The sequence below is a fragment of the Chitinophaga sancti genome, assembly GCF_034087045.1.
Taxonomy (GTDB): domain Bacteria; phylum Bacteroidota; class Bacteroidia; order Chitinophagales; family Chitinophagaceae; genus Chitinophaga; species Chitinophaga sancti_B.
This window is the reverse complement of sequence record NZ_CP139247.1, coordinates 5,826,124-5,850,787: the sequence shown is the minus strand read 5'-3', so window position 1 is coordinate 5,850,787 and position 24,664 is coordinate 5,826,124. Positions and strand designations below refer to the sequence as shown.

The 24,664-nt window shown below is 44.6% G+C and carries 23 protein-coding genes; 16 read left to right on the top strand and 7 right to left on the bottom strand.

Annotated elements, in window-relative coordinates:
• Nucleotides 1–221: 221 nt before the first annotated feature.
• The 6 genes from SIO70_RS23725 to SIO70_RS23705 all read left to right on the top strand — a co-directional run bounded on the left by SIO70_RS23725 (nucleotide 222) and on the right by SIO70_RS23705 (nucleotide 7,712).
• Entirely contained in the window at nucleotides 222–1,580 is a 1,359-nt protein-coding gene (locus SIO70_RS23725) for a 3' terminal RNA ribose 2'-O-methyltransferase Hen1 (RefSeq protein WP_320574924.1), read from the top strand.
• A gap of 6 nt (nucleotides 1,581–1,586) precedes the next feature.
• Complete coding sequence (locus SIO70_RS23720; RefSeq protein WP_320574921.1) at nucleotides 1,587–4,130, top strand: polynucleotide kinase-phosphatase; 2,544 nt, start codon at nucleotides 1,587–1,589, stop codon at nucleotides 4,128–4,130.
• Nucleotides 4,131–4,313: 183 nt separating this feature from the next.
• Nucleotides 4,314–4,712 (top strand): ADP-ribosylglycohydrolase family protein, encoded by a 399-nt coding sequence (locus SIO70_RS33495; RefSeq protein WP_414017875.1) that lies wholly within the window; start codon nucleotides 4,314–4,316, stop codon nucleotides 4,710–4,712.
• Complete coding sequence (locus SIO70_RS23715; RefSeq protein WP_320574919.1) at nucleotides 4,646–5,548, top strand: AraC family transcriptional regulator; 903 nt, start codon at nucleotides 4,646–4,648, stop codon at nucleotides 5,546–5,548. The genes SIO70_RS33495 and SIO70_RS23715 overlap by 67 nt, the downstream gene beginning before the upstream one ends.
• Nucleotides 5,549–5,916: 368 nt before the next feature.
• Nucleotides 5,917–6,750: an SDR family NAD(P)-dependent oxidoreductase gene (locus SIO70_RS23710; protein WP_320574918.1), complete on the top strand. Its 834-nt coding sequence runs from the start codon at nucleotides 5,917–5,919 to the stop codon at nucleotides 6,748–6,750.
• A 152-nt stretch (nucleotides 6,751–6,902) separates the two neighbouring features.
• Nucleotides 6,903–7,712: an SDR family NAD(P)-dependent oxidoreductase gene (locus tag SIO70_RS23705; RefSeq protein ID WP_320574916.1), complete on the top strand. Its 810-nt coding sequence runs from the start codon at nucleotides 6,903–6,905 to the stop codon at nucleotides 7,710–7,712.
• Between the two features lie 60 nt (nucleotides 7,713–7,772).
• Here SIO70_RS23705 and SIO70_RS23700 read toward each other — a convergent pair whose 3' ends face one another.
• Entirely contained in the window at nucleotides 7,773–8,354 is a 582-nt protein-coding gene (locus SIO70_RS23700) for a TetR/AcrR family transcriptional regulator (RefSeq protein WP_320574915.1), read from the bottom strand.
• Between the two features lie 73 nt (nucleotides 8,355–8,427).
• On the opposite strand from SIO70_RS23700, the gene SIO70_RS23695 reads away from it, so the two are divergent.
• The 3 genes from SIO70_RS23695 (at nucleotide 8,428) to SIO70_RS23685 (ending at nucleotide 13,385) form a co-directional block, all read left to right on the top strand.
• Nucleotides 8,428–9,246, top strand: coding sequence for an SDR family oxidoreductase (locus SIO70_RS23695; RefSeq protein WP_320574913.1), 819 nt, complete (start codon nucleotides 8,428–8,430; stop codon nucleotides 9,244–9,246).
• 643 nt (nucleotides 9,247–9,889) lie between these two features.
• The gene (locus SIO70_RS23690) at nucleotides 9,890–11,647 is read left to right on the top strand and encodes an ABC transporter ATP-binding protein (RefSeq protein WP_320574912.1); all 1,758 of its coding nucleotides are present in this window, start codon (nucleotides 9,890–9,892) and stop codon (nucleotides 11,645–11,647) included.
• Nucleotides 11,589–13,385 (top strand): ABC transporter ATP-binding protein, encoded by a 1,797-nt coding sequence (locus SIO70_RS23685; RefSeq protein WP_320574911.1) that lies wholly within the window; start codon nucleotides 11,589–11,591, stop codon nucleotides 13,383–13,385. Before SIO70_RS23690 ends, SIO70_RS23685 begins: the two co-directional genes overlap by 59 nt.
• 21 nt (nucleotides 13,386–13,406) lie before the next feature.
• On the opposite strand, the gene SIO70_RS23680 is transcribed toward SIO70_RS23685, so the two are convergent.
• The 5 genes from SIO70_RS23680 to SIO70_RS23660 form a co-directional block, all read right to left on the bottom strand.
• Nucleotides 13,407–13,808: a DUF1634 domain-containing protein gene (locus tag SIO70_RS23680; RefSeq protein ID WP_320574910.1), complete on the bottom strand. Its 402-nt coding sequence runs from the start codon at nucleotides 13,806–13,808 to the stop codon at nucleotides 13,407–13,409.
• A 1-nt stretch (nucleotide 13,809) separates the two neighbouring features.
• Nucleotides 13,810–14,646, bottom strand: coding sequence for a sulfite exporter TauE/SafE family protein (locus SIO70_RS23675; protein ID WP_320574909.1), 837 nt, complete (start codon nucleotides 14,644–14,646; stop codon nucleotides 13,810–13,812).
• Nucleotides 14,647–14,656: 10 nt separating this feature from the next.
• Nucleotides 14,657–15,337 carry a FadR/GntR family transcriptional regulator gene (locus tag SIO70_RS23670; protein ID WP_320574907.1) on the bottom strand — a complete coding sequence of 227 codons (681 nt, stop codon included), beginning with the start codon at nucleotides 15,335–15,337 and terminating at the stop codon, nucleotides 14,657–14,659.
• Nucleotides 15,338–15,437: 100 nt separating this feature from the next.
• Complete coding sequence (locus SIO70_RS23665; protein ID WP_320574906.1) at nucleotides 15,438–16,367, bottom strand: acyl-CoA desaturase; 930 nt, start codon at nucleotides 16,365–16,367, stop codon at nucleotides 15,438–15,440.
• A 63-nt stretch (nucleotides 16,368–16,430) separates the two neighbouring features.
• The gene (locus SIO70_RS23660) at nucleotides 16,431–18,107 is read right to left on the bottom strand and encodes a TPM domain-containing protein (protein WP_320574905.1); all 1,677 of its coding nucleotides are present in this window, start codon (nucleotides 18,105–18,107) and stop codon (nucleotides 16,431–16,433) included.
• 139 nt (nucleotides 18,108–18,246) lie between these two features.
• On the opposite strand from SIO70_RS23660, the gene SIO70_RS23655 reads away from it, so the two are divergent.
• From SIO70_RS23655 to SIO70_RS23630, 6 genes are all read left to right on the top strand, one after another.
• A complete protein-coding gene (locus SIO70_RS23655; RefSeq protein WP_320574904.1) occupies nucleotides 18,247–19,074 on the top strand; it encodes an ABC transporter permease in 828 nt (275 codons plus the stop codon).
• 2 nt (nucleotides 19,075–19,076) lie between these two features.
• Entirely contained in the window at nucleotides 19,077–19,808 is a 732-nt protein-coding gene (locus tag SIO70_RS23650; protein WP_320574903.1) for an ABC transporter ATP-binding protein, read from the top strand.
• Nucleotides 19,809–19,814: 6 nt separating this feature from the next.
• Complete coding sequence (locus SIO70_RS23645; protein ID WP_320574902.1) at nucleotides 19,815–20,627, top strand: MlaD family protein; 813 nt, start codon at nucleotides 19,815–19,817, stop codon at nucleotides 20,625–20,627.
• Nucleotides 20,628–20,724: 97 nt separating this feature from the next.
• Nucleotides 20,725–21,744, top strand: a complete 1,020-nt coding sequence (locus SIO70_RS23640; RefSeq protein WP_320574901.1) for a zinc-binding alcohol dehydrogenase family protein — start codon at nucleotides 20,725–20,727, stop codon at nucleotides 21,742–21,744.
• 38 nt (nucleotides 21,745–21,782) lie between these two features.
• Nucleotides 21,783–22,328: a hypothetical protein gene (locus SIO70_RS23635; protein ID WP_320574900.1), complete on the top strand. Its 546-nt coding sequence runs from the start codon at nucleotides 21,783–21,785 to the stop codon at nucleotides 22,326–22,328.
• 141 nt (nucleotides 22,329–22,469) lie between these two features.
• Nucleotides 22,470–22,733 (top strand): hypothetical protein, encoded by a 264-nt coding sequence (locus SIO70_RS23630; RefSeq protein WP_083724621.1) that lies wholly within the window; start codon nucleotides 22,470–22,472, stop codon nucleotides 22,731–22,733.
• Nucleotides 22,734–22,809: 76 nt separating this feature from the next.
• On the opposite strand, the gene SIO70_RS23625 is transcribed toward SIO70_RS23630, so the two are convergent.
• Nucleotides 22,810–24,144 carry a HAMP domain-containing sensor histidine kinase gene (locus SIO70_RS23625; protein WP_320574899.1) on the bottom strand — a complete coding sequence of 445 codons (1,335 nt, stop codon included), beginning with the start codon at nucleotides 24,142–24,144 and terminating at the stop codon, nucleotides 22,810–22,812.
• A gap of 221 nt (nucleotides 24,145–24,365) precedes the next feature.
• Here SIO70_RS23625 and SIO70_RS23620 point away from each other — a divergent pair, with 221 nt between their 5' ends.
• A complete protein-coding gene (locus SIO70_RS23620) occupies nucleotides 24,366–24,626 on the top strand; it encodes a hypothetical protein (RefSeq protein WP_320574898.1) in 261 nt (86 codons plus the stop codon).
• The last annotated feature ends 38 nt before the right edge of the window (nucleotides 24,627–24,664 follow it).

Genomic DNA, 24,664 nt, shown 5'->3' with positions numbered 1-24,664 from the left:
GCGCGCAGCTGTTCGTGTGCTTTCTCAAGCAGCTGTTCGTGTGCTTTCTCGCGTAGTGCCGAGGGCATCAGCCCTCGACACTACGCCCCAGCGGAAATTTTGATGAATTCGAAGCATTCATCAAAATTTCCGCTATTTTATCTCCTTCAAATTTTTCCCTCCTGCGCAAATACCCTTCACACATCCTTTAGATATTTGCCAACATAATTTATATTGCAAATATGTTATTAACTATCACCAACTCACGCTACCCCGCCACTGACCTGGGTTTTCTGTTACACAAGCACCCCGGCAAAGTACAATCTGTCGAGGTAGTAAACGGTAAAGCTCACGTCTTCTACCCGGAAGCTAGCGATGAAAGATGTACCTGCGCAATATTGCTGGATATGGACCCTGTTGGACTAGTCAGGAACAGTGATGGCAACCCCTTTGCATTGGATCAATATGTAAATGACCGCCCCTATGTTGCCTCTTCTTTCATGGCCAGTGCCATCTCTAAGGGATTTAGCTCCGCATTGAACGGAAATTGTAAAGCAAAGCCAGAACTGGTGAGCATTCCCCTGCAACTCGAAGTACAACTTTCTGTCCTCTCAGTAAAAGGCGGCGAAGAAGTATTACAGCAACTCTTCCTTCCGCTGGGCTATGAACTGGCTGCTACCCAACACCCGTTGGATCCGCATTTCCCCGAATGGGGCGAAAGCCGGTATTTTACAGTCACCCTGAAAAATATCGTTACCCTGCAGGCATTGCTCTCGCACCTATACGTGCTCATTCCTGTAATGGACAATGAAAAACACTACTGGGTAAATGAGGAAGAGATCACAAAACTCATGAACAAAGGGAAAGGCTGGCTGGAAGATCATCCTGCCAAAGAATTGATTGTTCGCCGTTACCTCCGTTATCAGCGAAAACTCTCCAACGATGCATTGGCAGCAATCACCGTATCGGAAGATACCCCTGTAGTTGAAAAAGAATCCAAACAAACACTACATGATATAAGATTGAAAGCAGTCAGCGACGAAATCGCCCGTCTGCAGGTCACATCTGTTGTAGACCTGGGTTGTGGAGAAGGCCGTCTCATAAAACTGTTGCTGGAAAATAAACAGCTGCAACGCATCACAGGTATGGATGTATCTTCACGCAGTCTTGAAGTTGCTGCCAGAAGACTTAAGCTGGACAAGATGATCGACACACAGCGTAAACGTATCAACCTGCTGCAGGGCTCTCTCACCTACAGAGACAGGCGTTTGCAAGGTTACGATGTAGCGACGCTGGTAGAGGTGATCGAACACCTGGACGAAGATAGGCTGCTGGCATTGGAAAAGAATATATTCAATGAGATACAACCCAATACAATCGTGCTTACCACGCCCAACAAGGATTGGAACATCACCTTTACAGAAGATGAAACAATGAAGCGACACAGTGATCATCGATTTGAATGGACCCGTGGGGAATTCCAGTCATGGTGTGAGCACATCCGTGATGCATATAAATATACTTATCAAATAAAGCCACTGGGTGAGGAGATCGAAGCAGTAGGCGCACCCAGCCAGATGGCTGTATTCTCAAAACAATAACGAATTATGACATTAAATTTTCCGGAACTCTCCCTGGTAGTATTAGTAGGCGCATCAGGATCAGGGAAAAGTTCTTTTGCAAAAAAATGGTTCCGGCCTTCAGAGATTGTCAGCAGTGACGCCTGCAGGTTGATGCTCAGCAATGATGAAAATACACCCGATATATCTGAAGATGCATTTGAACTGTTGCACTTCATCATTGCCAAAAGGCTGAAGAGAGGCCTGCTCACGGTAGTAGATGCGACCAATGTAAATGCACAATACAGAAAGCAACTGGTGGCACTGGCAAGAGAATACCACATATTGCCCGTAGCGATCATATTGAATATGTCAGACCGGGTATGCCAGGACAGGAATAGAACCCGTACCGACAGGAACCTGCCGCCCCGTGTGATCAAGAGCCAGATGGTTGCCCTGAAAAGCGGTGTTCACAAGATCAGGGAAGAAGGTTTCAGAAGGCATTTTGAATTCCGTAACCCGGAAGCGTTAGATAGCATTACCGGAATAATAAGAGAACCACTGTACAATGACCTGAAACAGGAGGAAGGGCCTTTCGATATAATCGGTGACGTACATGGTTGTTATGACGAACTGTGTACACTGCTCACGAACCTTGGTCACACCGTTGATAAAGAAGCTTTTCGCATCACAGCTACCAATGGTAGAAAGATCGTATTCCTTGGTGATCTGGTCGATAGAGGGCCTGCTTCACCAGCAGTATTGAAACTGGTGATGCAGGCGACAGCAGAAATGGGGGCACTCTGTGTACCGGGTAATCACGACAATAAACTGCTCAAATACCTGAATGGTAAAAATGTACAGTTGCAGCATGGACTGGAACGTACGGCGGCACAGCTGGAAGGTGCCGATCCAGCATGGATAGAGAAAGTAAAAGTGTTCCTGGATGGACTGGTGAGTCACTACGTCCTCGATCATGGTAACCTGGTAGTAGCGCATGCGGGTCTCAAGGAGACCATGCAGGGAAGAGGTTCCGGGGCGGTGAGGGAATTCTGTCTGTATGGTGAGACCACCGGCGAAACAGATGAATTTGGATTGCCGGTGCGGTATAACTGGGCGGCTAATTACAATGGTAAAGCAGCTGTGGTGTATGGTCATACGCCAGTGATACGTCCTGAATGGTTTAACAATACAATAGATATAGATTCGGGGTGTGTATTCGGCGGAAGTCTTACGGCTTTGCGTTATCCTGAAAAGGAATTGGTGAGCGTACCTGCAGCGCAGGAATATGCGGTGCCATCAAGGCCGATCCAGGAGTCAATGAATGAGTTGAGCTTACAGCAGGAGCATGATAATGTACTTGATATCAGTGATGTCATTGGTAAACAATTAGTGGACACCCGGTTGATGAAAAGGATCGGGATCCGTGAAGGCAATGCCGCATCAGCGTTGGAGATCATAAGCCGATGGGGTGTGAATCCAAAGTGGATGGTGTACCTGCCACCTACAATGTCTCCAACTGCCACCAGTACTTTGCCTGATTACCTGGAACATCCTGGTGAGGCGTTTAAGTATTTTAAAGGCGAGGGGGTGAGCAAGGTCATTTGTGAAGAGAAACATATGGGATCCCGTGCGGTAGTGGTGGTGTGTAAGAATCCGGAAGTAGTAAAACGACGCTTTGGTATACAGGAGGATAGTATTGGGATAATCTATACCCGTACTGGTCGTGTATTTTTTGATGATGAAGTCATAGAACAGGCTTTCCTGAAAAAGATCGCTGATGTAATCACAGCGCGTGGTGGCTGGGAAGCTTTCAATACGGACTGGATGGTGCTGGATTGTGAGCTCATGCCATGGAACCTGAAGGCGCAGCAGTTACTTCGTAATCAATATGGAGCGACAGGAGCTGCCGGCAGATATGCGATGGAAGGAGCGGTAGCGAGTTTGGAAAAAGCAGCTACTAATCCAGCTGCATTACCTTTGTTGAGAGCGTATAGGGAGAGGGCAGTGATGGTCGATCAGTTTGCTACAGCCTATAGGCAATATTGCTGGGAAGTAAATGGTATGGAAGATTACCAGCTGGCGCCGTTCCATTTGTTGGCGACAGAAGGCAATACCTATTTTGACAAGGATCATGAGTGGCATATGGAGCAGTTGGCTGCGTTTGCAGGTGGTGAGGGGAATCCTATCATTGCTACTAAATATAGAGTAGTTGAATTGGGGGATGATAGCAGTTTGGCAGAGGCGATCAAATGGTGGGAAGGGATGACGAATAATGGGGGAGAGGGGATGGTTGTAAAACCATATAACTTCATCACAATGAATGATAAGTTCTTTGTGCAGCCGGCTGTCAAGGTAAGAGGAAGGGAGTATTTGCGGATTATTTATGGTCCTGAGTATACGTTGGAGAAGAACCTGACCCGATTGAAAGAGAGGGGGTTGAGTACGAAGCGTATATTAGCGCAGAAGGAGTTTGCACTTGGGGTGGAAGCGTTGGAAAGGTTTGTGGCGAAGGCGCCGTTGACGAAAGTACATCAATGTGTGTTTGGGGTGTTGGCGTTGGAGAGTGAACCGGTGGATCCGAGGTTGTAGGTGTTGGTTGACAAAGAGCGTTAATGCGGATTTGGTCTATTGGGAAAATTGGATTTTTGTCCTTGAATAGTGAAACAGTAGCTCTCAGGTTATAGGATTGCTGAGCAAAGGGAGGCAGTGTATGCTTGGAAGATTTAGCGTATTGACAGCGGAAATTGAACCGATGGTCTGAAATTATAAACTATGGATATAGCAGATCGATTTAAAGGCTGTATTATGGGCGGTGCCATTGGTGATGCATGGTGTAGTGCCTGGGAGTTTGACAATTTAAAAGATGACAAAACAACCTGGTACTGGGGCAAAAGGCCCGAACCCGATCGTAGTTGGAAGTTGACAGACGATACACAGCTAACACTGGCAACGTGTGAGATTTTAGGGATGCACAGAAAAATTGAGCCCGCTGTATTGGCGGCTCATTTTCTATTATATTATAAACAGGGAAGATTACAACCTTACCAGAATACACCTGGATGCAAAGTATCATCAAATCTGTTTGAATTTCGTAACTTCGCCCCATGGCAAATAGAGAAACACTCGAAGAATTCTACCAGCATAAATTTAACTGGCTGCCTGATAACCTGAAACAGGATATCGGGCATTTTAATGTATTCCGGATAGAAGATATCTTAAGCCAGGGTGGTACACCCATCCACTACGCCCGCAGGGATTTTTATAAGATCAGCCTGATCAGGGGCCGTACCGTCTATCATTATGCAGATAAAAGTATCGAAGCAGACGGGACCGCATTAATGTTCTTCAACCCCAATGTACCGTATACATACGAATCTTTACAGAATGAAAGGTCTGGCTACTTTTGCATCTTCAAAGAATCCTTCTTCACAGAATCGTTACGTACTAATATTAATGAACTTCCTATGTTTGCGCCGGGCAGTAAACCTGCCTACATGCTAAACAAAACCCAGGATAAGCATGTGAGTGCCATTTTCAAAAAGATGCTGGAAGAAATCAATGCTGACTATAAATATAAGTACGACCTGTTGCGCAACTATGTGACAGAGATGATTCATTATGCTTTGAAAATGCAGCCATCTGAAATGCTGTACCAGCATACAGATGCGAATGCCCGCATTACAGCGATCTTCACCGAATTGTTGGAAAGACAATTTCCAATCGAAACCCCTCACCAACGGTTCACGTTGCGTTCTGCCCGGGATTTTGCTGATAAACTGGCGGTACATGTCAATCACCTGAACAGGGCCATCCGGGAGACCACAGGCAAGACGACTACTGATCATATTGCAGAACGCTTACTGGGCGAAGCTAAAGCGCTACTGAAACATACTAACTGGAATATTGCGGAGATTAGTTATAGTCTTGGGTTTGAGGAACCGGCACACTTTAATAATTTTTTTAAAAAGCATACGAGTAGTACGCCTTCTTCTTATCGGGTTGTATAAAGCAGCTTTAAGAGGCATAACTGTAGTTTCGTCTTCTTATGGGTTTAATAAGGCATCTTAAAGAGGCATAAAACTGTAGTTTCGTCTTCTTATCGGGTTGAATAAAGCATCTTAAAGAGGTATAACCTTAGTTTCGTCTTCTTCTCAGGTTGTATAAAGCATCTTAAAGAATTATAATCGTTTCGTCTTCCGGTTGTAAAAAGCATTTTTGAGAATTATCTTATTATTACGTCTACTCGTTACCTCGCTAATTGATGCTTTTAGCCACATCTTACCTTGTTGTTTGAATTTTGTAATCAATGGTTTGAACCTTATAATAATCCGCAACCCTGCATAATCTAATTTTGTCCTATCAAAACGAGCAAGATATGGACAACAAAAAGACCTGGTTTGTAACAGGAGCTTCCAAAGGATTAGGCCTAAGTCTGGTAAAGCAATTGCTTGCAGCTGGTCAATCTGTGGCAGCGACCTCCCGTAATGCAGCGGCTTTAGCAGAAGCTGTGGGTAGTGATAATAATAGCTTCCTTCCTTTAGAGGTAGACCTGTCTGATGATAGGAGCGTAGCAAGCGCTATTCAATCTACCGTTGACAAATTCGGACAGATAGATGTAGCTGTAAACAATGCGGGTTACGGCATCGGCGGCAGTATAGAAGAATTATCTGATGCAGTTACCCGCACCTGCTTTGATATTAATGTGTTTGGTACCCTGAATGTGATCAGGCATGTATTGCCTTTCATGCGTCAAAAAAGGAGCGGGCATATCATTAATATATCTTCTATCGCTGGTATAACAGGAAATACCGGTTGGTCTGTTTATGCAGCCACTAAATACGCTATTACAGGTTTGACAGATGTATTGGCACAAGATGTAAAAGAGTTCGGCATACATGTTACTCTTGTAGCACCAGGTGCATTCCGCACCAGTTTCCTCACTGCTGAGTCATTAGTCATGACAGATACCCCAATTGCTGATTATACTGCGATCCGGAATTCTCATGCAAAATATGCAAGCATGGATGGAGAGCAGGCAGGTGATCCGGAAAAGGCTGCGGCAACAATGATACAGTTAGTAGATATGCCGGAACCACCAGTGTACCTTTTATTAGGCAGTGATGCTTATCAGCGGGGCCTGGATAAGATGGAACAATTGACAGCTGCTTTCAAAGCCACTGAATCCTTAACAAAGTCGACTGATTATTGATACTTGCTTTCAAAGCCACTGAATCCTTAACAAAGTCGACTGATTATTGATACCAGCTATCAAAGCCACTGAATCATTATCAAAGTCAACCGATTATTGACATCCGCTTTCAAATCCCCCGAACTTTTAACACAATTAGCCGATTATTAATTATGAATAAAGTATGGTTTGTAACAGGTGCCTCCAAAGGTTTTGGCCGCATCTTAGTCTCCCAGTTATTAGCACAAGGTTATAAAGTAGCAGCCACCTCACGTGATGCAGCTTCCTTAGTCGAATTTTCAGGGAATGATTTCCTGCCGCTAACGGTATCACTTACTTCAGAAGAAAGTGTAAAGGCCGCAATAGAAAAGACAATCAGCACATTTGGTAAAATAGATGTAGTCGTAAACAATGCCGGATACGGTCAGGTAGGTGCATTAGAAGAAGTAAGTGATAAAGACGCCAGAGAAAATTTCAATATAAACGTCTTTGGCTTATTGAATGTAATCAGGCAGGTAATGCCGCATTTGCGTGAGCAACGCTCAGGTCATATCATCAATATCGCGTCTGTAGCAGGTATGCTCGGAGGTTTCCCCGGATGGGCGATCTACTGTTCTACTAAATTCGCGGTAGTAGGATTGACAGAAGGTCTGCGTGAAGAGATCAGGGATTTTGGTGTGAAAGCCACCGTTGTATTGCCGGGTTATTTCAGAACCAACTTCCTGGGTGCTGATCTGAGTGTAACAGAAAGCAAATACCAGTCTGTAAAGGATTCTATTCAATGGCATGCAAACCTCGATGGTAAGCAACCCGGCGATCCTGAAAAAGGAGTAGCAGCTATTATTGAAATGGCAAAGAGTGATAATCCGCCATTGAATTTCTTACTTGGTAAAGATGCAGCAGAAATGGTACCAAACAAGTTGCAAAGCATCCTTGATGAGATCAATGAATGGAAGGAGCTCACTATTAATACCTCCTTTTAATAATTGATTACAAAATGGAGGCGCTTTTACCGAATTTACAAAAAGTAAAAGCGCCTCTTTTTATCCCAAAATTTGTATTGTCACCTTAATCACATCATCAAACCCCTTCTTATCAGCCTCCGGTATCTTCGCATATGTACTCAATCCCCATAAAGTATTAATCACAAACCTTGCATACGCCTTAGGTGATTGCTTTTTATTAATCACTCCCATTTCCTGACCCTTCTTTATCGCTTTTGCAAATGCCTCCTCCTGTGCTAACCTGTTTTCTGTCACAATTTCCGCCACCAGGTCATCACTCATCCCTGATTCTATTTTAGAATTCACCATCAGGCACCCTCTAATACCACCTTCAACACATCCTTTTTTAGTCGCCTCTAACAATTCCTTTATCGTCTCCATTACATTTGTACTTGTATTCAGCATTGCAATCACTGCTCCCGTTTGTTTTTCCCTATACCTCTTCAATGCTTTAATAAACAACGTATGCTTATCTCCAAATGTATCATACAAACTTGACCTGCTCAATCCCAGCGCAGTCAAAATCTCCTGGGGTGAGCTGCTATTATACCCATTCCGCCAGAAAAACTCCATCGCCTGATCCAGGACCACCTCTTCATCAAATTGTTTTGTTCTTGCCATAATAAAACAAAGATAAAAAATATTTGGAACTTTTGTTCCGTTATGAATATATTTGTGGAACAAAAGTTCCGAAATGAAACAAACAGTATTTATCACCGGTGCCAGCTCTGGCCTCGGCAAGTTAACTGCGCGCTATTTTGCCGCCAATGGATGGAATGTAGCAGCTACTATGCGTACGCCTGAAAAGGAAACCGAGCTTACCCAAATAGAAAATATACAGCTATTCAAATTGGATGTCACAAATCCTACCGAAGTAAAAGAAGCTGCTCATGGAGCCATCAATACCTTTGGTAAAATAGATGTAGTCATCAACAATGCAGGCGTAGGTGCCTATGGCCCATTAGAATTCGCCACCGGCCAAACGATCGACTGGCAATTCAATGTGAATGTAAAAGGGCCCATCCATGTTATTCAATCCTTTCTACCACACTTTCGGGAAAATAAAGCTGGTATGTTTATCAATATCAGTTCTTTCATGGGGGTTACTACGGCTGTGCCTGTAGGTTCGCTTTACAATATGTCGAAGTTCGCCCTGGAAGGCCTGATTGAAGGATTGTATTATGAATTAAAACCACTGGGCATAGAATTAAGATTGGTAGAGCAGGGGGGATCCGCAGGAAATAACTTCAAGGATTCTGTTATCTGGAATGAAAATCCTGCCATCACAGACTATGATGTTATTACTAATAAAGTGAAATCACTCATGTCTCACACAGATCCAGAATTGCTGGACGATCCGCAAACTATTGTAGATGTGATCTATGCACTAGCTACCAGACAAAGTCAGCAGTTCCGAACTGTTGTTGGTGCGTCAGGGCAGGGGCTGGTGGCCTTGCGCAATAGCATGCCCATTGAATCTTACCTTGAAAAAATGGAAACCTTTTTTGTATAAAAATGACACAAAAGTGGGGCTTTGTTGAAATGTAAAAATTACGTAACTTCATAACTCATCAAAGAAAAGGAGGTATTCATGGAATCTACAGTATATTCATGGAAACCTTCAGTTAGTATCGCCTAACTGGGTTGCTCCATCAAAAATAACTGTGACGCGGACGCGTCAAATTAAAGCTCCGGGCAAAACACCCGGAGCATTTTTTTTATCACCAAAACCTTCCCCGCAAACCACCCTGCAAAACCTTCCCCGCAAACCACCCCACAAAACCTTCCCCGCAAACCACCCACAAAACCTTCCCCGCAAACCACTCCACAAAACCTTCCGCGCAAACCACCCACAAAACCTTCCCCGCAATCCACCCCACAAAACCTTCCCCGCAAACCACCCTGCAAAACCTTCACCGCAAACCACCCTGCAAAACCTTCACCGCAAACCACCCCACAAAACCTTCCCCGCACCCCCCACAAAACCTTCCCCGCAAACCACCCTGCAAAACCTTCCATCCCCCCCGAAAAAAATCCCAAAATTTTTATCAAGTGTTATAAAATATCCCAACCACTCCTTCGTCTATCAATTTGGTGTAATTTAGCCGCTGCCACTGACGCACCGTTATGGCAACTTATTACTATTACAATCATTTATGAGGAAAAAAACAAGCCCACCTGCTTCCAAAGCACCGGCCCTTCCTGGTATCACCTCCATCCTGACGCCCTATAAAGGTATGGTCACCCTCCTGATCTTCCTTGCCCTGCTCAGCAATGGCCTGAACCTGGTCCTGCCATGGCTCATCTCCAGGGGTATCGACGCCTATACAAATGGCCACCTGGACATGTCCGGACTGGTCACCGAATTCGTGCTCGCCGCCGCTTTCATTTTTATTTTTACCTACCTCCAGAGCATTATTCAAACTTACACCTCTGAGAAGGTAGCCAGCGAACAACGTACCAAACTGGCCGATAAAATATCCCGCCAGCAATACGCCGCCATCCAGGCCGCCAACCCCTCCAAGCTATTGACCAACCTCACCACCGATATTGACACAGTAAAACTGTTCGTGTCGCAAGGTATTGTGTCCGTATCTTCCTCCCTTTTTATCATCATCGGCGCCAGCACCCTGCTACTCGTCATGAACTGGAAACTGGGTCTCTGCGTCATCACCATCATCCCTGTCATTGGCCTCGCCTTTTACATGGTATTAAATAAAGTGCGCGCCATCTTCAAAAAAAGTAAGGAAGTCATCGACCGCCTCAATAAAATTATCAACGAAAGCGTGATGGGCGCTGCCCTCATCCGCGTTCTCAATGCTCAGCAACAGGAATACGACCGCTTTATTTCTCCAAACAGCGAATCCAAAACGCTTGGCATGGCCGTAGTCCGACTCTTTGCCGGTCTGGTACCTGTCATCTCTTTTATGGCAAATATGTCCCTGCTGGCGATTCTTATGCTGGGTGGCCACTATGTGATCAATGGCAGCATGTCCTTAGGTGAATTAGCGGCGTATAACAGCTATGTAGCCATCCTCATCTTCCCGATTGTAGTGATCGGCTTCATGAGTGGCCTGATCGCTCAATCTGCCGCCTCCTATTCCCGTATTGCCGAAGTACTCTACGCTCCGGATGCTGTCGATACCGGCACTATACAGCGTACCATAGATGGCGATATTGCGATGGAAAATGTAAACCTCACACTGGCAGGCAAGCCCGTTTTAAAAGATATCTCTTTCAGCGTGAAAGCAGGTACCCGCACTGCCATCATTGGCCCAACTGCCGCCGGAAAAACACAGCTGCTCAATATACTTGTAGGCCTGCTGAACCCCGATGGTGGGAAGGTGACCTACGATGGCACCGACCTGAAAGATTACGATAAAGAACGACTATTACAACAAATAGGTCTCGTATTCCAGGATAGTATCCTGTTCAATATGAGTTTAAAAGAAAACATCGCTTTCAATGAAACTGTCAGCGATGCCCTGATGGAAAAAGCCATTTCCACCGCTGAACTCAAAGACTTTATCACTACCCTCCCCGAAGGCATAGAAACCATCGTTTCTGAACGTGGTACCAGCCTTTCCGGTGGCCAGAAACAACGACTGATGCTGGCAAGAGCCCTCGCCATCAATCCTACGATTTTGTTGCTGGACGACTTCACAGCCAGGGTAGACCCAAATACTGAACAGCTCATTCTGCAAAATGTGCAGCAAAATTATCCTGACCTGACCCTGATCTCCGTAACACAAAAGATCGCCTCTGCTGTGCACTTTGATCAGATCATCCTGCTGATGGAAGGAGAGATCATTGCAATCGGTACGCACAATGAACTGATGCAATCCTGTCCTGAATATGTGCAGATCTATAACTCTCAACGCAGTACCAGCAACTATGAGCTACAACCTGAATAAACTGGCTGCCGGTCAGGAAACGAAGACCGGTACAGCGCTCAAGAACTTTTTACCTTATCTGCGGCCAGACCGGAGCACACTGTTAGGGGCACTCGTTGCCATCCTGATCAGTACTTCCATGAACCTGTCCATCCCTATCCTGATAGGGCATACGATCGACGTTTACGTTACACATAAAGACTTCGACGGGGTACTGTTATTTTCAGGTATCCTCTTTGGTATATTCCTCATTTCTCTCACTGCCAGCTACTTTCAGACGAGCCTGATGGGAAAAGTAGGTCAGAATATCCTGTACCGTCTACGCAATGATGTGTTCAGCCGCCTGCAAGCATTGCCGATTGCATTTTTTAATCAGAACAAAGCCGGCGATCTCATATCCCGTATCAATAATGATACTGACAAGCTGAACCAGTTCTTTGCACAATCCCTGGTACAATTTATCAGTGGTTTTGCTTCTATGATCGGGGCCTCCATCTTCCTGCTCAGTATTCATTTTACGCTGGGTATCGCTGCAATTGCACCAGCCATTTTATTACTGATCATAACAAAGATTACCGGCCCGATCGTTAAAAAGAAGAACGCGGAAAACATGAAGAGCACCGGTGGCATGAGTGCTGAAATCCAGGAAAGCCTGAACAATTTCAAAGTGATCATTGCCTTTAATCGCAGGGATTATTTCCGGAAGCGTTTTGATATTGCAAATAAAGAACAATACAAAACCGCTGTGACAGCAGGTCTGGTCAATAACTTCTTCATGCCTTTATTCAGCCTTTGTGCAAACCTCGCCCAACTGGCTGTACTGGCATATGGTATTTACCTGATCTCCCAACATGAGTTTACCATTGGTTTGCTCATCAGTTACCTGTCATACTGTACTTACTTCTACAACCCCATGCGTCAGTTTGCTATTTTGTATACCAACTTCCAGGTGGCAATGGCAGGCTGGGACAGGATTTCACACATCCTGAACATGGAGTCTGATCTGCATGTAATTCCTGCTGCAAATACGAATGGCAACGCACCCTTGCTCGCATTCAAAGATGTGAACTTTCATTATCCTGATGGAAAAGACATTCTCCATCATATCAGTTTCGAAATGGAACGCGGCAAAACATATGCTTTGGTAGGGCCAACCGGTGGTGGTAAAACGACCACCGCATCTTTGATTGCAAGGTTGTTTGATCCCACAGGAGGTACGGTGCTTCTGGATGGCAAAGATATCCGCAGCTTTACGGATGAAGAACGTACGCAGAAGATTGGTTTTATCCTGCAGGAACCGTTTTTATTTACCGGCAATATTTATGAGAATATCATTTACGGTAATAAAAAGTACGGGAATTATAGCCTTGACCAGTTGCAGGAAGTGATTCGTACTACGGGTTTAGATACTTTACTTACCCGCTTTGATGGCGGATTGGCAACGCCTGTGCTGAGTAGCGGGGATAGCCTGAGCCTGGGTCAGAAACAACTGATCGCCTTTATGCGTGCGGTGCTCAGAGAACCTGAATTATTAGTATTGGACGAAGCAACTGCCAATATCGATACTGTCACTGAACAATTGCTGGAAGAGATCTTACAGAAATTGCCTTCGCATACTACGCGTGTGATCATTGCACATAGATTGAATACGATTGAAAATGCAGACGAGATCTTCTTTATCAACGCAGGAGAGATCGTGAGAGCAGGGTCATTCAGTGATGCTATGAACATGCTGCTACATTATGAAAGAAAGAGCTAAAAACCAGCAGGGCTGGGAGTATCAACCTCCCAGTCCGCTGAATATGCTGAATATAATAATGCTCAGAACAATTAAGGTGATCACCACATAGAGTTTATCTTTTTCCATCGCAAATGCGATGACAGAAAATGCAATACGGGTGATAGGTGTTGCTAACAATACCACAACGCCCAACTGTATAATCGCCATTCCATCGCCGCGTGCTACCCCATGAAAAATACCCGGTAAATGTCTTACATACTGAGGCGCACCATTGAATACATGATACTGCGGCATACCGCCACCATGGCTGGATAAATAGATAATACCACCAATGAATGCAATGATGCTGGATGTGATCACACCCCAACGTAATTGTTTTCCGATAAACATCTCCACATCTCTTTCCTGCCAGAATTCTTTTGAAAATAACTGTTTCATCATCTTACAATTTACCTGTTAAACCATTATAGATCATCTGTATGGCGAGTGCGCTGATCACTATGCTAAAGAGCAGTCTCAGTTTCTTTACGTCCATTTTCATCAGCAGTCTGGAGCCACCAAATGCACCTGCCAGTACCCCCAATACGACCGGCATGGCAATACCCGGATCGATATAACCTCTTTGCAAATACACCACGGCACTCGCTGCAGCTGTGACACCGATCATGAAGTTGCTGGTTGTAGTAGATACTTTAAACGGAATACGCATCACATTGTCCATCGCTAATACTTTCAAAGCACCGGAACCAATCCCCAACAGCCCTGATACAATACCTGCAAGGGTCATGAGGGCATACCCTCCACCTACACCACGTACTTTGTAAGGCACCATTTCGCCATTCACCGGATAAGAGTTATTTAGTTTGAGAATGCTCGCCAGTTTGCTGTTGCTGGTATTATCGCCATGCTCATTCTTTTTACGGATGGTCATTGCTGCGCTGAAAAGCAGTACCACACCGAAGAGGACCGCTACCACCGAAGTCGGTGTGTAAATAGCTAATAATGCCCCGATAATCGCACCGGTAGTCGTGGCAATTTCGAGGAACATACCAATACGTACGTTCGTGATTCCTTCCTTGATATAAGCCGCCGCAGCGCCCGATGAGTTAGCGATAGAGGCTACCAGCGACGCACCGATTGCATAGCGGATGTCTACATGAAATACAATCGTTAGTAATGGAATGAGGACCACGCCTCCTCCAAGGCCGGTAAGAGAACCGAGCATGCCAGCCATAAATGCGCCGACAAGCAGGATAAGTGAAAATAATAGTATCGACATGACAATAAGTTTAGAAGTTCGTTTCCAGGATTTGGGTCACAACCCTGGTTGCGGCAGCGATATCCTGATTTTTGATAGCATTCAGCAGGTCAGCATGTAGCTGGTGCGTTTGTTGGAACTGTTGTACATGCGGTTTCTCCCGCTGTGAAAACGATTCCCTGATTACCCCTGTAAATGTCTGGTATAAGTCAGCGAGCACACTGTTGTGAGAGGCCTGGGCAATCGATTTATGAAACCGGATATCTGCATCAGCAGCAGCTTCGTAATTTTCTGATTGAATGGCCTGCCACCTGTCGTTCAGGGCGGCGCTAATATAGCTGAGGTCCTGATCATCCCTGAATAGGGTAGCCAATCTGGCAATCTCAATTTCCAGTAGCGACCTCACCTGGTTTACTTCCATCCTGGCAGCACGGCGAAGACGCTTATCCAGTGATTCATTGTTCTCTGTACTGCTCACAAAGGTGCCTGCCCCTTGTTGTACCCGCAGGATCCCCGCGTTGGAAAGTGTTTTGATCGCTTCCCTGATGGTGGACCGGCCTACATTGAATAGCTCCATGAGTACGGGTTCCGGGGGAATTAACTCACCGGGTTTATATTTCCCCAGCGAAATGTCCTGTTGCAATTGGTAGATGACCTTATCGGCCAGTTTGATTGAATTTGCCATCTTTCTTAAACGTCTGATGTTTGACAAAGGTAGGATGTTTTATTCAAACATCAGATGTTTAGTCTTAGAAAGCATAAAAAAACTCCCGCCTGGTCAGACGGGAGTTCTTAAAATATTGTTTAATCTCTTATTTATTAACTTCTACTGAATCATTTGCTGGAAAACTAGGCTCTAACTGTCTGCTTTTTTCCTTTAAAAAATTAGAATTTTTCACTTTTTCAGGTACCCCCCTGATATCCCAAACTATACCAAACACACCTAATGTCCTGATGATGTAATAGGTAATATCAATTTCCCACCAATAGAAACCTTGTTTGGTTGCACTCTGGTAATAGTGGTGGTTGTTATGCCAGCCTTCACCGAGGGTCAGGAGTGCCAGGATTACACTATTCTTTGAGTAATCGCCGGTCTCATATCTTGGCTTACCAACTTTGTGCATCAGTGAGTTGATGGTAAAAGTAGCATGGTATACGAGGATTGTGCTCAGGAAGAAACCAATCCACAGGGTGGACAGACCAGCATGCCAGTCGAACCAACCAGTACCATTTATTTTATTACCCAGGAAGTAACTAACTACCATCAATACCAGACCTGGTACCCAGTGGTATTTATTCAGCCAGAAAAGCTCAGGTTGTTTAAAATCTTTGATCAGGTCAAAACGGGTTGGTTTGTACTCTGGTCCCATAATCCAGCCCATGTGTGCATACCAGAAACCATAAATATTTGCTGAGTGCGGATCTTCTGGCGTATCGCTGTGTTTGTGGTGAATTCTGTGATTTGCACCCCACCATAACACGCCTTTCTGAAAAGTACTCTGCGCACCACCCGCAAGTACAAACTGAAACCAACGGGAAGTTTTAAATGTACGATGTGAAAAATAGCGATGGTAACCACCGGTTACAAAGAACATCCTGGTTACATAAAGAAATGCACATAAAATCCAATCGAATGCAGTTACATGCGTGAAAAATGCCAGAAGAGGCAATAAATGCATGCCTAAAAAGTCAAATTGATGCCACCAGGTTGGGCCCTTCCTCAGTTGTTTTTCAGAATTCATAGTACAAAAGTATTTATTTATCCTGATATATATCAATGACCAAAATCAGTTATCGGTCAAATTTTACCAACTGCTGCTGGATCCGCCGCCGCCAGATGAGCCACCACCCCAGCTTCCGCTGGATGAAGAGGATGATGACCCGGAGGAGGAAGAGGAGGAGCCCGATGACGATTTTCGTGGTATTACAAACGTCTTTTTTTCAACAAAATTACAGTACCTGCATTCAGAAAATTGTATCCCTTCACCAGTTGAATATTCTGTTGCTCTTTTGACGGTTTGCGTACGTGTCTCCTCAAAGGTTTTATTATTACATTTAGGGCAGGTTTTTACCTTGGTGTAAATACTGTCGTACCCGATAGCTTTGTGGGTATCACAGTGCTTACAATACCATACATCATAAATGACCGATCCCACTTTCTCTTCTGCTGCCTGGATCTGATTCATGAATGCTTTTTTCTTATTTCTGTTTAGCAGCGTCATTGGCTGTGAGCAGGTGTCGCAGGCATACGGCTCGTAACGCAGTTTTTTCATGCGCTGGTAATGCCAGCGATGATAGGCGAGAAAGGGGATAGGGAATACGAAAGCAGTGAATAACAAGTTCTTATGTGCTATATCCAGTGCCTCATAACGGGCATGCCTGTCAGCAAATTCCCGTTTCTTCTCCCGGGCATTCGTCAGGGTATACCTGTAGGAAAGGTAGATGATCCAGGTCAGATAGCATAGACCTAAGGTGATCCAGAAACTATAGGGTATGTTCAGTGCATAACAGAGTACCAGCATGACGATACCGGGTGCCAACAGCACAAAGCTTTTGGCCAGCCAGGTGGTTCTGTACAGGTCATCTTTGTGTTTTTCTCCTTTGAGTATACCAAATATGATGAAACTGAAAATCAGGTAAAAGAAATAAAAGAAGATGGTGCCTACACCGGGACGTGAAATACCATTGTCCTGCAGTAAATAATTCGGGTCTCCCTGCGATTCATCTGGTGCGCTGCCTGTGGCAACATTGGCTTCGGCTGCGTCAGTTGCCAGAGAAGGTTCGGTTGCCGCAGCACCATCCGTATCAGCAACAGCGGCATTCACACCTCTATCTGCAACTACGCCATTCACACCTCTATCTGCAACTACGTCATTCACCCCCCCATCTGTAACGACACTATTCACCCCCGCATCAGCTGCCTCAATCGCAGTATCGGCCAGGACATCGCCATTATCCGCTTCATTCACCACGCCATCCGAATTTGTCAATATATCCGCTACTGCCTGCAAGCCTTTCTCCATTCCCTCATCATAATTATCCTTTTTAAAATAAGGGAGCATCATGGACTGCTGTATACGGAAACAGATTACATCCGGCAGATCGCCTTCCAGTCCATACCCTGTTTCAAACCGGATCTTGTGCTGATCTTTTACCAGCAGTACCACCAGTCCATTATTCGTTTCCTTATTTCCGGGTTTCCAGGTAGTAAATAAAAGATGTGATACATCTTCCACCGCCTGGTTGCCAATACTATTCAGCAACACCACCGCCACCTGCGCCTTGCCTGCCTGATCCAGTTTGCCCAGCAGGTCGTTCAGCGCCGCCGTGGTATTGTCTGAAATGATATGATCCGGATTGCTTACATACCCTCCCTTCTTCATAGGATCAGGGATCTCCTCCGCATAATTATGCTTTTTAGAAGTACACTGTACCAGTAGCAGGAGCATTAAAATAAAAAGCTGCCATTTTCTATTTCTCATGATAGTCCCAAAAATATTAAAAAAATGAAGTGATCACCCTGCTCTGCGGCGGTCATCCCACTCGTCCCCCCAACAATTGTGTAAAATAATACCCATTTACCAGCCATTTTATCACTAAAAACCAATAAAAAAGGGTGGCATGAAATTACATCTATTTACAGTAGCAGCATCATCAGAACTAATGCGAACGATTATGGCAAGTGCAATTACTTCATCCTTAAATAGATATATGGCCGCGGTGGGAGAGCAGGTCGCTTTTGCCACCCAGTTTGGCCGGAATATTTTTCGAAATGGCTTCGAATGGAATGAATTTCTCCATCAATGTTATATAGTCGGCGTTAAATCTATTTCCCTGGTAGCGGTATCCGGTTTTATTATCGGATTTGTGTTGACCCTGCAAACCCAGCCTACCATGAAACAATTTGGTGCAGAGAGCTTTGTACCAGGTATGGTAGCCATCTCCATTGTACGCGAAATAGGGCCTATGATCATTGCCCTGATCTGTACCGGCAAGATCGCTTCCAGTATAGGAGCAGAGCTGGGGAGTATGAAAGTGACGGAGCAGATCGATGCCATGGAAGTGTCCAGTGCGAACCCCATTCAATACCTGGTAGTAACCCGTATTCTGGCGTGTACGCTCATGGTACCTTTACTCACGGTCATGGCTGATGCACTGGCGTTTGTAGGAGGGTGGCTGGGCGTAAATACCCAGGGACATGTAAGCGGTACGCTCTTTTTTCGAAAAGCCTTTGCCGCACTGGAATTCAGTGATGTGATACCGGCTGTGGTGAAGACATTCTTTTTCGGATTTGCCATTGGATTTGTAGGTTGTTACAAAGGATATCATGCCAGCAGAGGTACTGAAAGCGTAGGTCTGGCCGCTAATTCAGCAGTGGTAACAGCTTCTCTCTGGATTATTTTATTAGATGCGATTGCAGTACAGATCACTAACCTGTTATATTATTAATTATGGATGAAGTTGTGATTCGCATAGAGCACCTGAAGAAATCATTTGGAGAAAATGAGGTGCTGAAAGACATTAACCTCGAACTACACAAAGGTGAGAATATAGTAGTACTGGGCCGTTCAGGGCAGGGTAAGTCTGTAACCATTCAATGTATAGCAGGGTTGCTGGAACCTGATGAAGGCAAACTGGAAGTGTTGGGAAAAGAGATCCCAACCTTAAATGAAGATGAACTAAAAGAAATCAGAAAAAAGATTGGGTTCCTTTTCCAGAGTGGTGCTTTGTATGATTCTATGACGGTAAGAGAAAACCTGGAATTTCCACTCACCCATGTTTTGCAGATAAAAGATAAGGCAGAACTGACGAAAAGGGTAGAAGAGGCATTGGACAGTGTTGGATTAACAGCGTCCATTGATAAATATCCATCTGACCTGTCCGGAGGTATGCGAAAAAGAGTAGGATTAGCCAGGACATTGATTCTGCGGCCCCAAATTATGCTGTATGACGAACCTACTACCGGACTTGATCCTATTACTGCAAGGGAGATCAGTGAGCTGATCGTGACCCTGCAGGAAAAATATGATACTTCGTCCATCATTATCACCCACGATATGCCTTGTGCAAGAATTACAGCAGACAGGATCGTGGTAATGAATGATGGAGAATATATAGCCACAGGCACGTACGACGAGCTGGCAAAATCGGAGGATGATCTCATTAATAACTTTTTCAAATAATACTGTATGCGCGACAAGACATCTCAGAAAGTGAAGGTTGGTATATTTACATCGGTCACCATCCTGTTGTTACTGGTTGGTATTTTCCTTATTGGCAGAAATAAAAATATGTTCAGGAGTACGATCACCTTATATGGTACCTTCAAAAACGTAGGTGGGTTACAGGTGGGAAATAATATCCGGTTTGTAGGTATTGATGTGGGTACTGTTGATAATATCGATATTTTGTCCGACTCTACTGCCAGGGTAACTTTGATCGTGCAGAAAAAAGTACAGCCTTTTATTAAGAAAGGGGCGGTGGCAAGTATCAGTTCTGATGGTTTGATGGGAGATAAGCTGGTGGCAATTAGTTCCGGCACGGCGTCTAATGTACCAGTCAAAGATGGGGAGACAATTAATGCAGTGGATCCGATGCAGTTTGATAAAGTGCTGGACAGACTTTCCGGCGTAGCTTACAATGCAGAAGTAATTACCGGTCAGTTGGCAGGCATTGCTACACAGGTGAATCAGGGCAAGGGAAGTATAGGCAGATTGTTGTATAGTGATAGTATGGCCAATGACCTGGAAGGTACTGTGAATGAGGCGAAGAAAACAATGAGAGCGGTGCATAAAGGATCAGAAGGATTTAGTGAGAACATGGAGGCGTTGAAACACAATTTCTTATTGAGAGGGTATTTCAGGAAGAAGGAAAAAGCGGCAAAAGAGGCGAACGAAAAACAACAGAAAGATGATAATAAGAAAAATCAGAAAGACGATAAAAAGAAATCAAAGAAAAAAGATTCCGATAGCGCTACTGTAAATATTCCTAAGGAAGGATAAACTTTCTACCAGGCCGGTGGCAGGCCGGGGTGGCCCCTGCAAAAAATCGTGGTTTTACCGAAGGTAAAACCACGATTTTTTGTTTTATTTTACAACCATGATAAAAATACTTACTTGTACCACACCTGGTCAATTTGATTATGGTCAAAAAGAAATGCCCGCATTAATGCCTAACCATTCGATTATAAAAATCAAACGTATCGGCATTTGTGGCACAGACCTCCACGCTTTTGAAGGAACTCAACCTTACTTTGTATACCCTCGTATACTCGGTCATGAACTAGCCGGTGAACTGGTAGCTGCGGACAACGCCCCTGGTTTTACCATTGGCGAAGCGGTTACTTTTATCCCCTATTTTAATTGCGGTACCTGCATCGCCTGTAGAAGCGGCAAGCCAAACTGCTGTACCCGTATACAGGTTTGTGGTGTACACATCGATGGTGGTATGGCAGAATACCTTTCCGTTCCCTCTTCTTCATTAGTACATGGCGAAGGCCTCGGCATGGAAGCGCTTGCGCTCGTGGAACCCCTCGCCATTGGTGCTCATGGCGTACGCCGTGCCGGTGTTACACCAGGTGAATTCGTCCTGGTGATCGGTGCAGGTCCTATTGGTCTTGGTATCATGGAATTTGCCCGCATTGCCGGTGCCCATGTCATTGCGATGGATATTAATGAAGGGCGTCTGCAATTCTGCAAAGACAAATTGAAGGTCGCTCATACAATTAATGCAACTACCGAAGATGTAATGACCGTATTACAGGAAATTACTAACGGCGATATGCCTACAGTTGTAATTGATGCTACCGGTAGCCAGAAAGCGATCAATAACGGTTTTCAATATATGGCGCATGGCGCCCGGTATGTACTGGTGGGTTTACAAAAGGGAGAGATCTGCGTGAGCCACCCGGAATTTCATAAAAGAGAAGCGACATTGATGAGTAGCCGAAATGCAACAAGAGAAGATTTTGAGCACGTGGTGCAGAATATGAAGAGTGGGGAAGTAGATCCGGTAACTTATATTACACACAGGGTAAAGTTCGAAGCCGTAAAAGATAAGTTTAACAGCTGGTTAGATCCAAAGACAGGTGTGATAAAGGCGATGGTCGAATTGGGATAACTTACACTTTTTCAATACCTTGTAAAAAACCAACACAGATGGAAGAATTAATCGCCGGCAAAGGTTCGAGAGTACAACACGCTAAACACGGTCCTGGCGTCATTATCGGTGTCAAATATGCACAATACGTAGTCACCTTTATGGACCAGGGCGTTATCGAAGTGGACAAAACTGATCCGCTTTTCGAAATCCTCCACATAGAAAACCAATCTATCGAAGTGGAAACTACCTCCGCCGTCGAAACTTCTTTATTAAAGATCCTCCGTCTCTGGGGTGAACCGAACGAGATCATCCCTCTTGGCGACAGGTGGGAAGGGGGCACTCTCCTTCTTCAACCAAAGGATGCTTCGTTGAAACCAAAAGAACTACCCATAGAAGTATTTTTTCATAAAATCGTGATGGTAAGAGATCGTCTCCGGGTACTCGAGCAACAAATAAACAGCCATAAACAGCTCTCCGACGAAGACAAAGTTAATATGCAACAATATATTACCCGCATATACGGCTCTCTGACCACCTTCAATGTGCTCTTTAAGCAAAAGGAACATTGGTTCACAGGAGAAAAAGGTGGAAAAGAAGACTAATCACTTATAGAATTTCTGCAACTCCGTGGCCTTAATTTTGTTATATTTAGGTAACGCAAAAAAAACAGCAGACAATCTACAACTATTACCTATTACGCTGTATGGACAATTTTGCGTATTGCATTTTAAAAGTGATGCCATATGAAAGATTTTACCTTGGACTTTGACCTGAAAGGCAGCAACTACATTGTAGTGGTAATGCCGCATGAATCAAGAGGAATCGAGCACTACAAAGCGGTGCTGGATGACGAACATTCCATCGATTATTTACTGCAGGTAAACGGAGATTTACAGCCAAATCCAGATTATGCAGCAGATCCGCAACTGGTTAATGCTATTGCAACGCGCATTTTGGAGGTGGTACATGTGGAAGACCGTGGAAATGGCGCCACATCTTATCCATGAGCTTACAACAGTGTGTAGTGTTTAAAGGCGGAACCTTATCCAGGGGGTAACTAAGGTCTATGTTAACAACAACACTTTACAACACTGTATAAGGCAGGTCGATATTAAAGACAGTACCTTTATTCTCTTGTGATGAAACGTAGATATTACCACCGTGTTGCTGCACCAGCTGCTTGCAGATATGCAACCCAAGTCCGGTGGAAGGTTCATGATGAAGTCCCTTCCGCCGGGCTGAAGTAAACCGGTCGAAGATATTAGGTAGCATCTCCTCCGGGATACCTATACCTGTATCAGCCACAGAGATCCGCACACCTCCACGATGCGGCCGCATACCAAGGGTTATATCCCCTCCATCAGGTGTAAACTTCAAAGCATTGTGTAGCAGGTTATCTACCACCCGCTGTAGTTTACCGGTATGAATATGTGCCTTTATCTCTCCCTGGGGCAACTCCAGCAAAACCCGCTGTTGGTGCCTGACTTGTTGTTGCCAGTTGTCACGCACATTCACCAGCCAGTCATTCAGGGAAATATAATTAGTTTGTAGTTTGTTTTCATCTGATTGTCTTGCGGCTGTGAGCAGTTCCTCGATAATCTGGTCCGCTGTACCGCAAGCCTCGCTGATCCAGGCCAGGTATTTATTCTCCTGCTCAGGGGTAAAAGGGTACTCCTGCATCAGGTGCAGCACAGAACGAATGCCCGAAATAGGGCTACGCAGGTCATGCGCTACAATCCCCAGAATTTCTGTCTTCAGTTTATTAGCGGCCGCTATCTCCTCATTTTTCTCCTCAATAGTTTTGATCTTTATAAAATAATTGGCATGGTAAGAATATAAGAGTCTGGAAACCACAAGAAATGCACACATCATAAGCCAGAATATAATCATATTACCTACCAGCGCTACCTTGTTCACCTGGAAGAGATGAAAAAAGAGGGAAAAGGTAGTCCCCGTAACCAGGCAAATGGTGATGAGTTGCCTGAATGAAAATACCTGTACCATAGCTATGACCAGGAAACCTATCAGCATCATGGTCATCGTGTTCTTAGGATTGTGTTGCGAAACGAATGTCAGTCCCATACAACTCCCAATAAAACACAGGGCAAAGAGAATGACAAGGAAATGGTATCGATTTTGCTGAAATTTATTTAACTTGCTACGGATCAGGTAGATAGCCAAAGCAATCACCGCTGAACTTATAAGCAGGAACCGCTGGATAATAATCAGTTGATGCTGTTGTCCCACAGGCAGGGAATTGCTCGCCGGCAAGGTCAGCGTAAGAATGTGGGTAATAAGCGTGGTAAACAATACAATCGTGGCAGTAATGCCAGTTACCCGAATATTCTGATACCGGATCTGCTGATAAAAGTCTTTTTTAAATGCCTGTTCGATCGCGGTGAATAAATATATTTTCATCTAAATTTGACGAGGTAAAATCCTGATAAGGTTATTATAAAACTTTCAATCGCGTCTTTAAACTTAGTAGGTATTGTGCATTGCACGCAAATGTACCGGTTTTGTGATTAAAGTGACACATTGTTTCCGTTAGACCCAGTCCTAATTCCCACCCTTTGAAGCGTAGACTTCGTATTTATTGAAAAAAACCAGGCGTGGTTACGCCCCAAATTTAGCCAGACATGGAACAACGCACCACTTTAGATCATCCATCTGAAATTGCTCAGTTCCTTACCAATTTGGTAGGGAAGGAAAAAATTAAAGACATCCGTTTTGGTTACAGGTTGCAGGACGATGAACCAGCTATTAAATTCAAAATCACGTTACGATTTCCTTACAATATGTTTGGGAAAAAGAAAATTGAAGAATTGATAGAAGAAAAGATTAAGCACGTACAACTGACGGCAGAAGTGCCAGCGAAGTTGTTGTTTTCAATTGTTTAATCAAACCGTTTGTCCGGAATAAGTTTCGAACTGGTTGC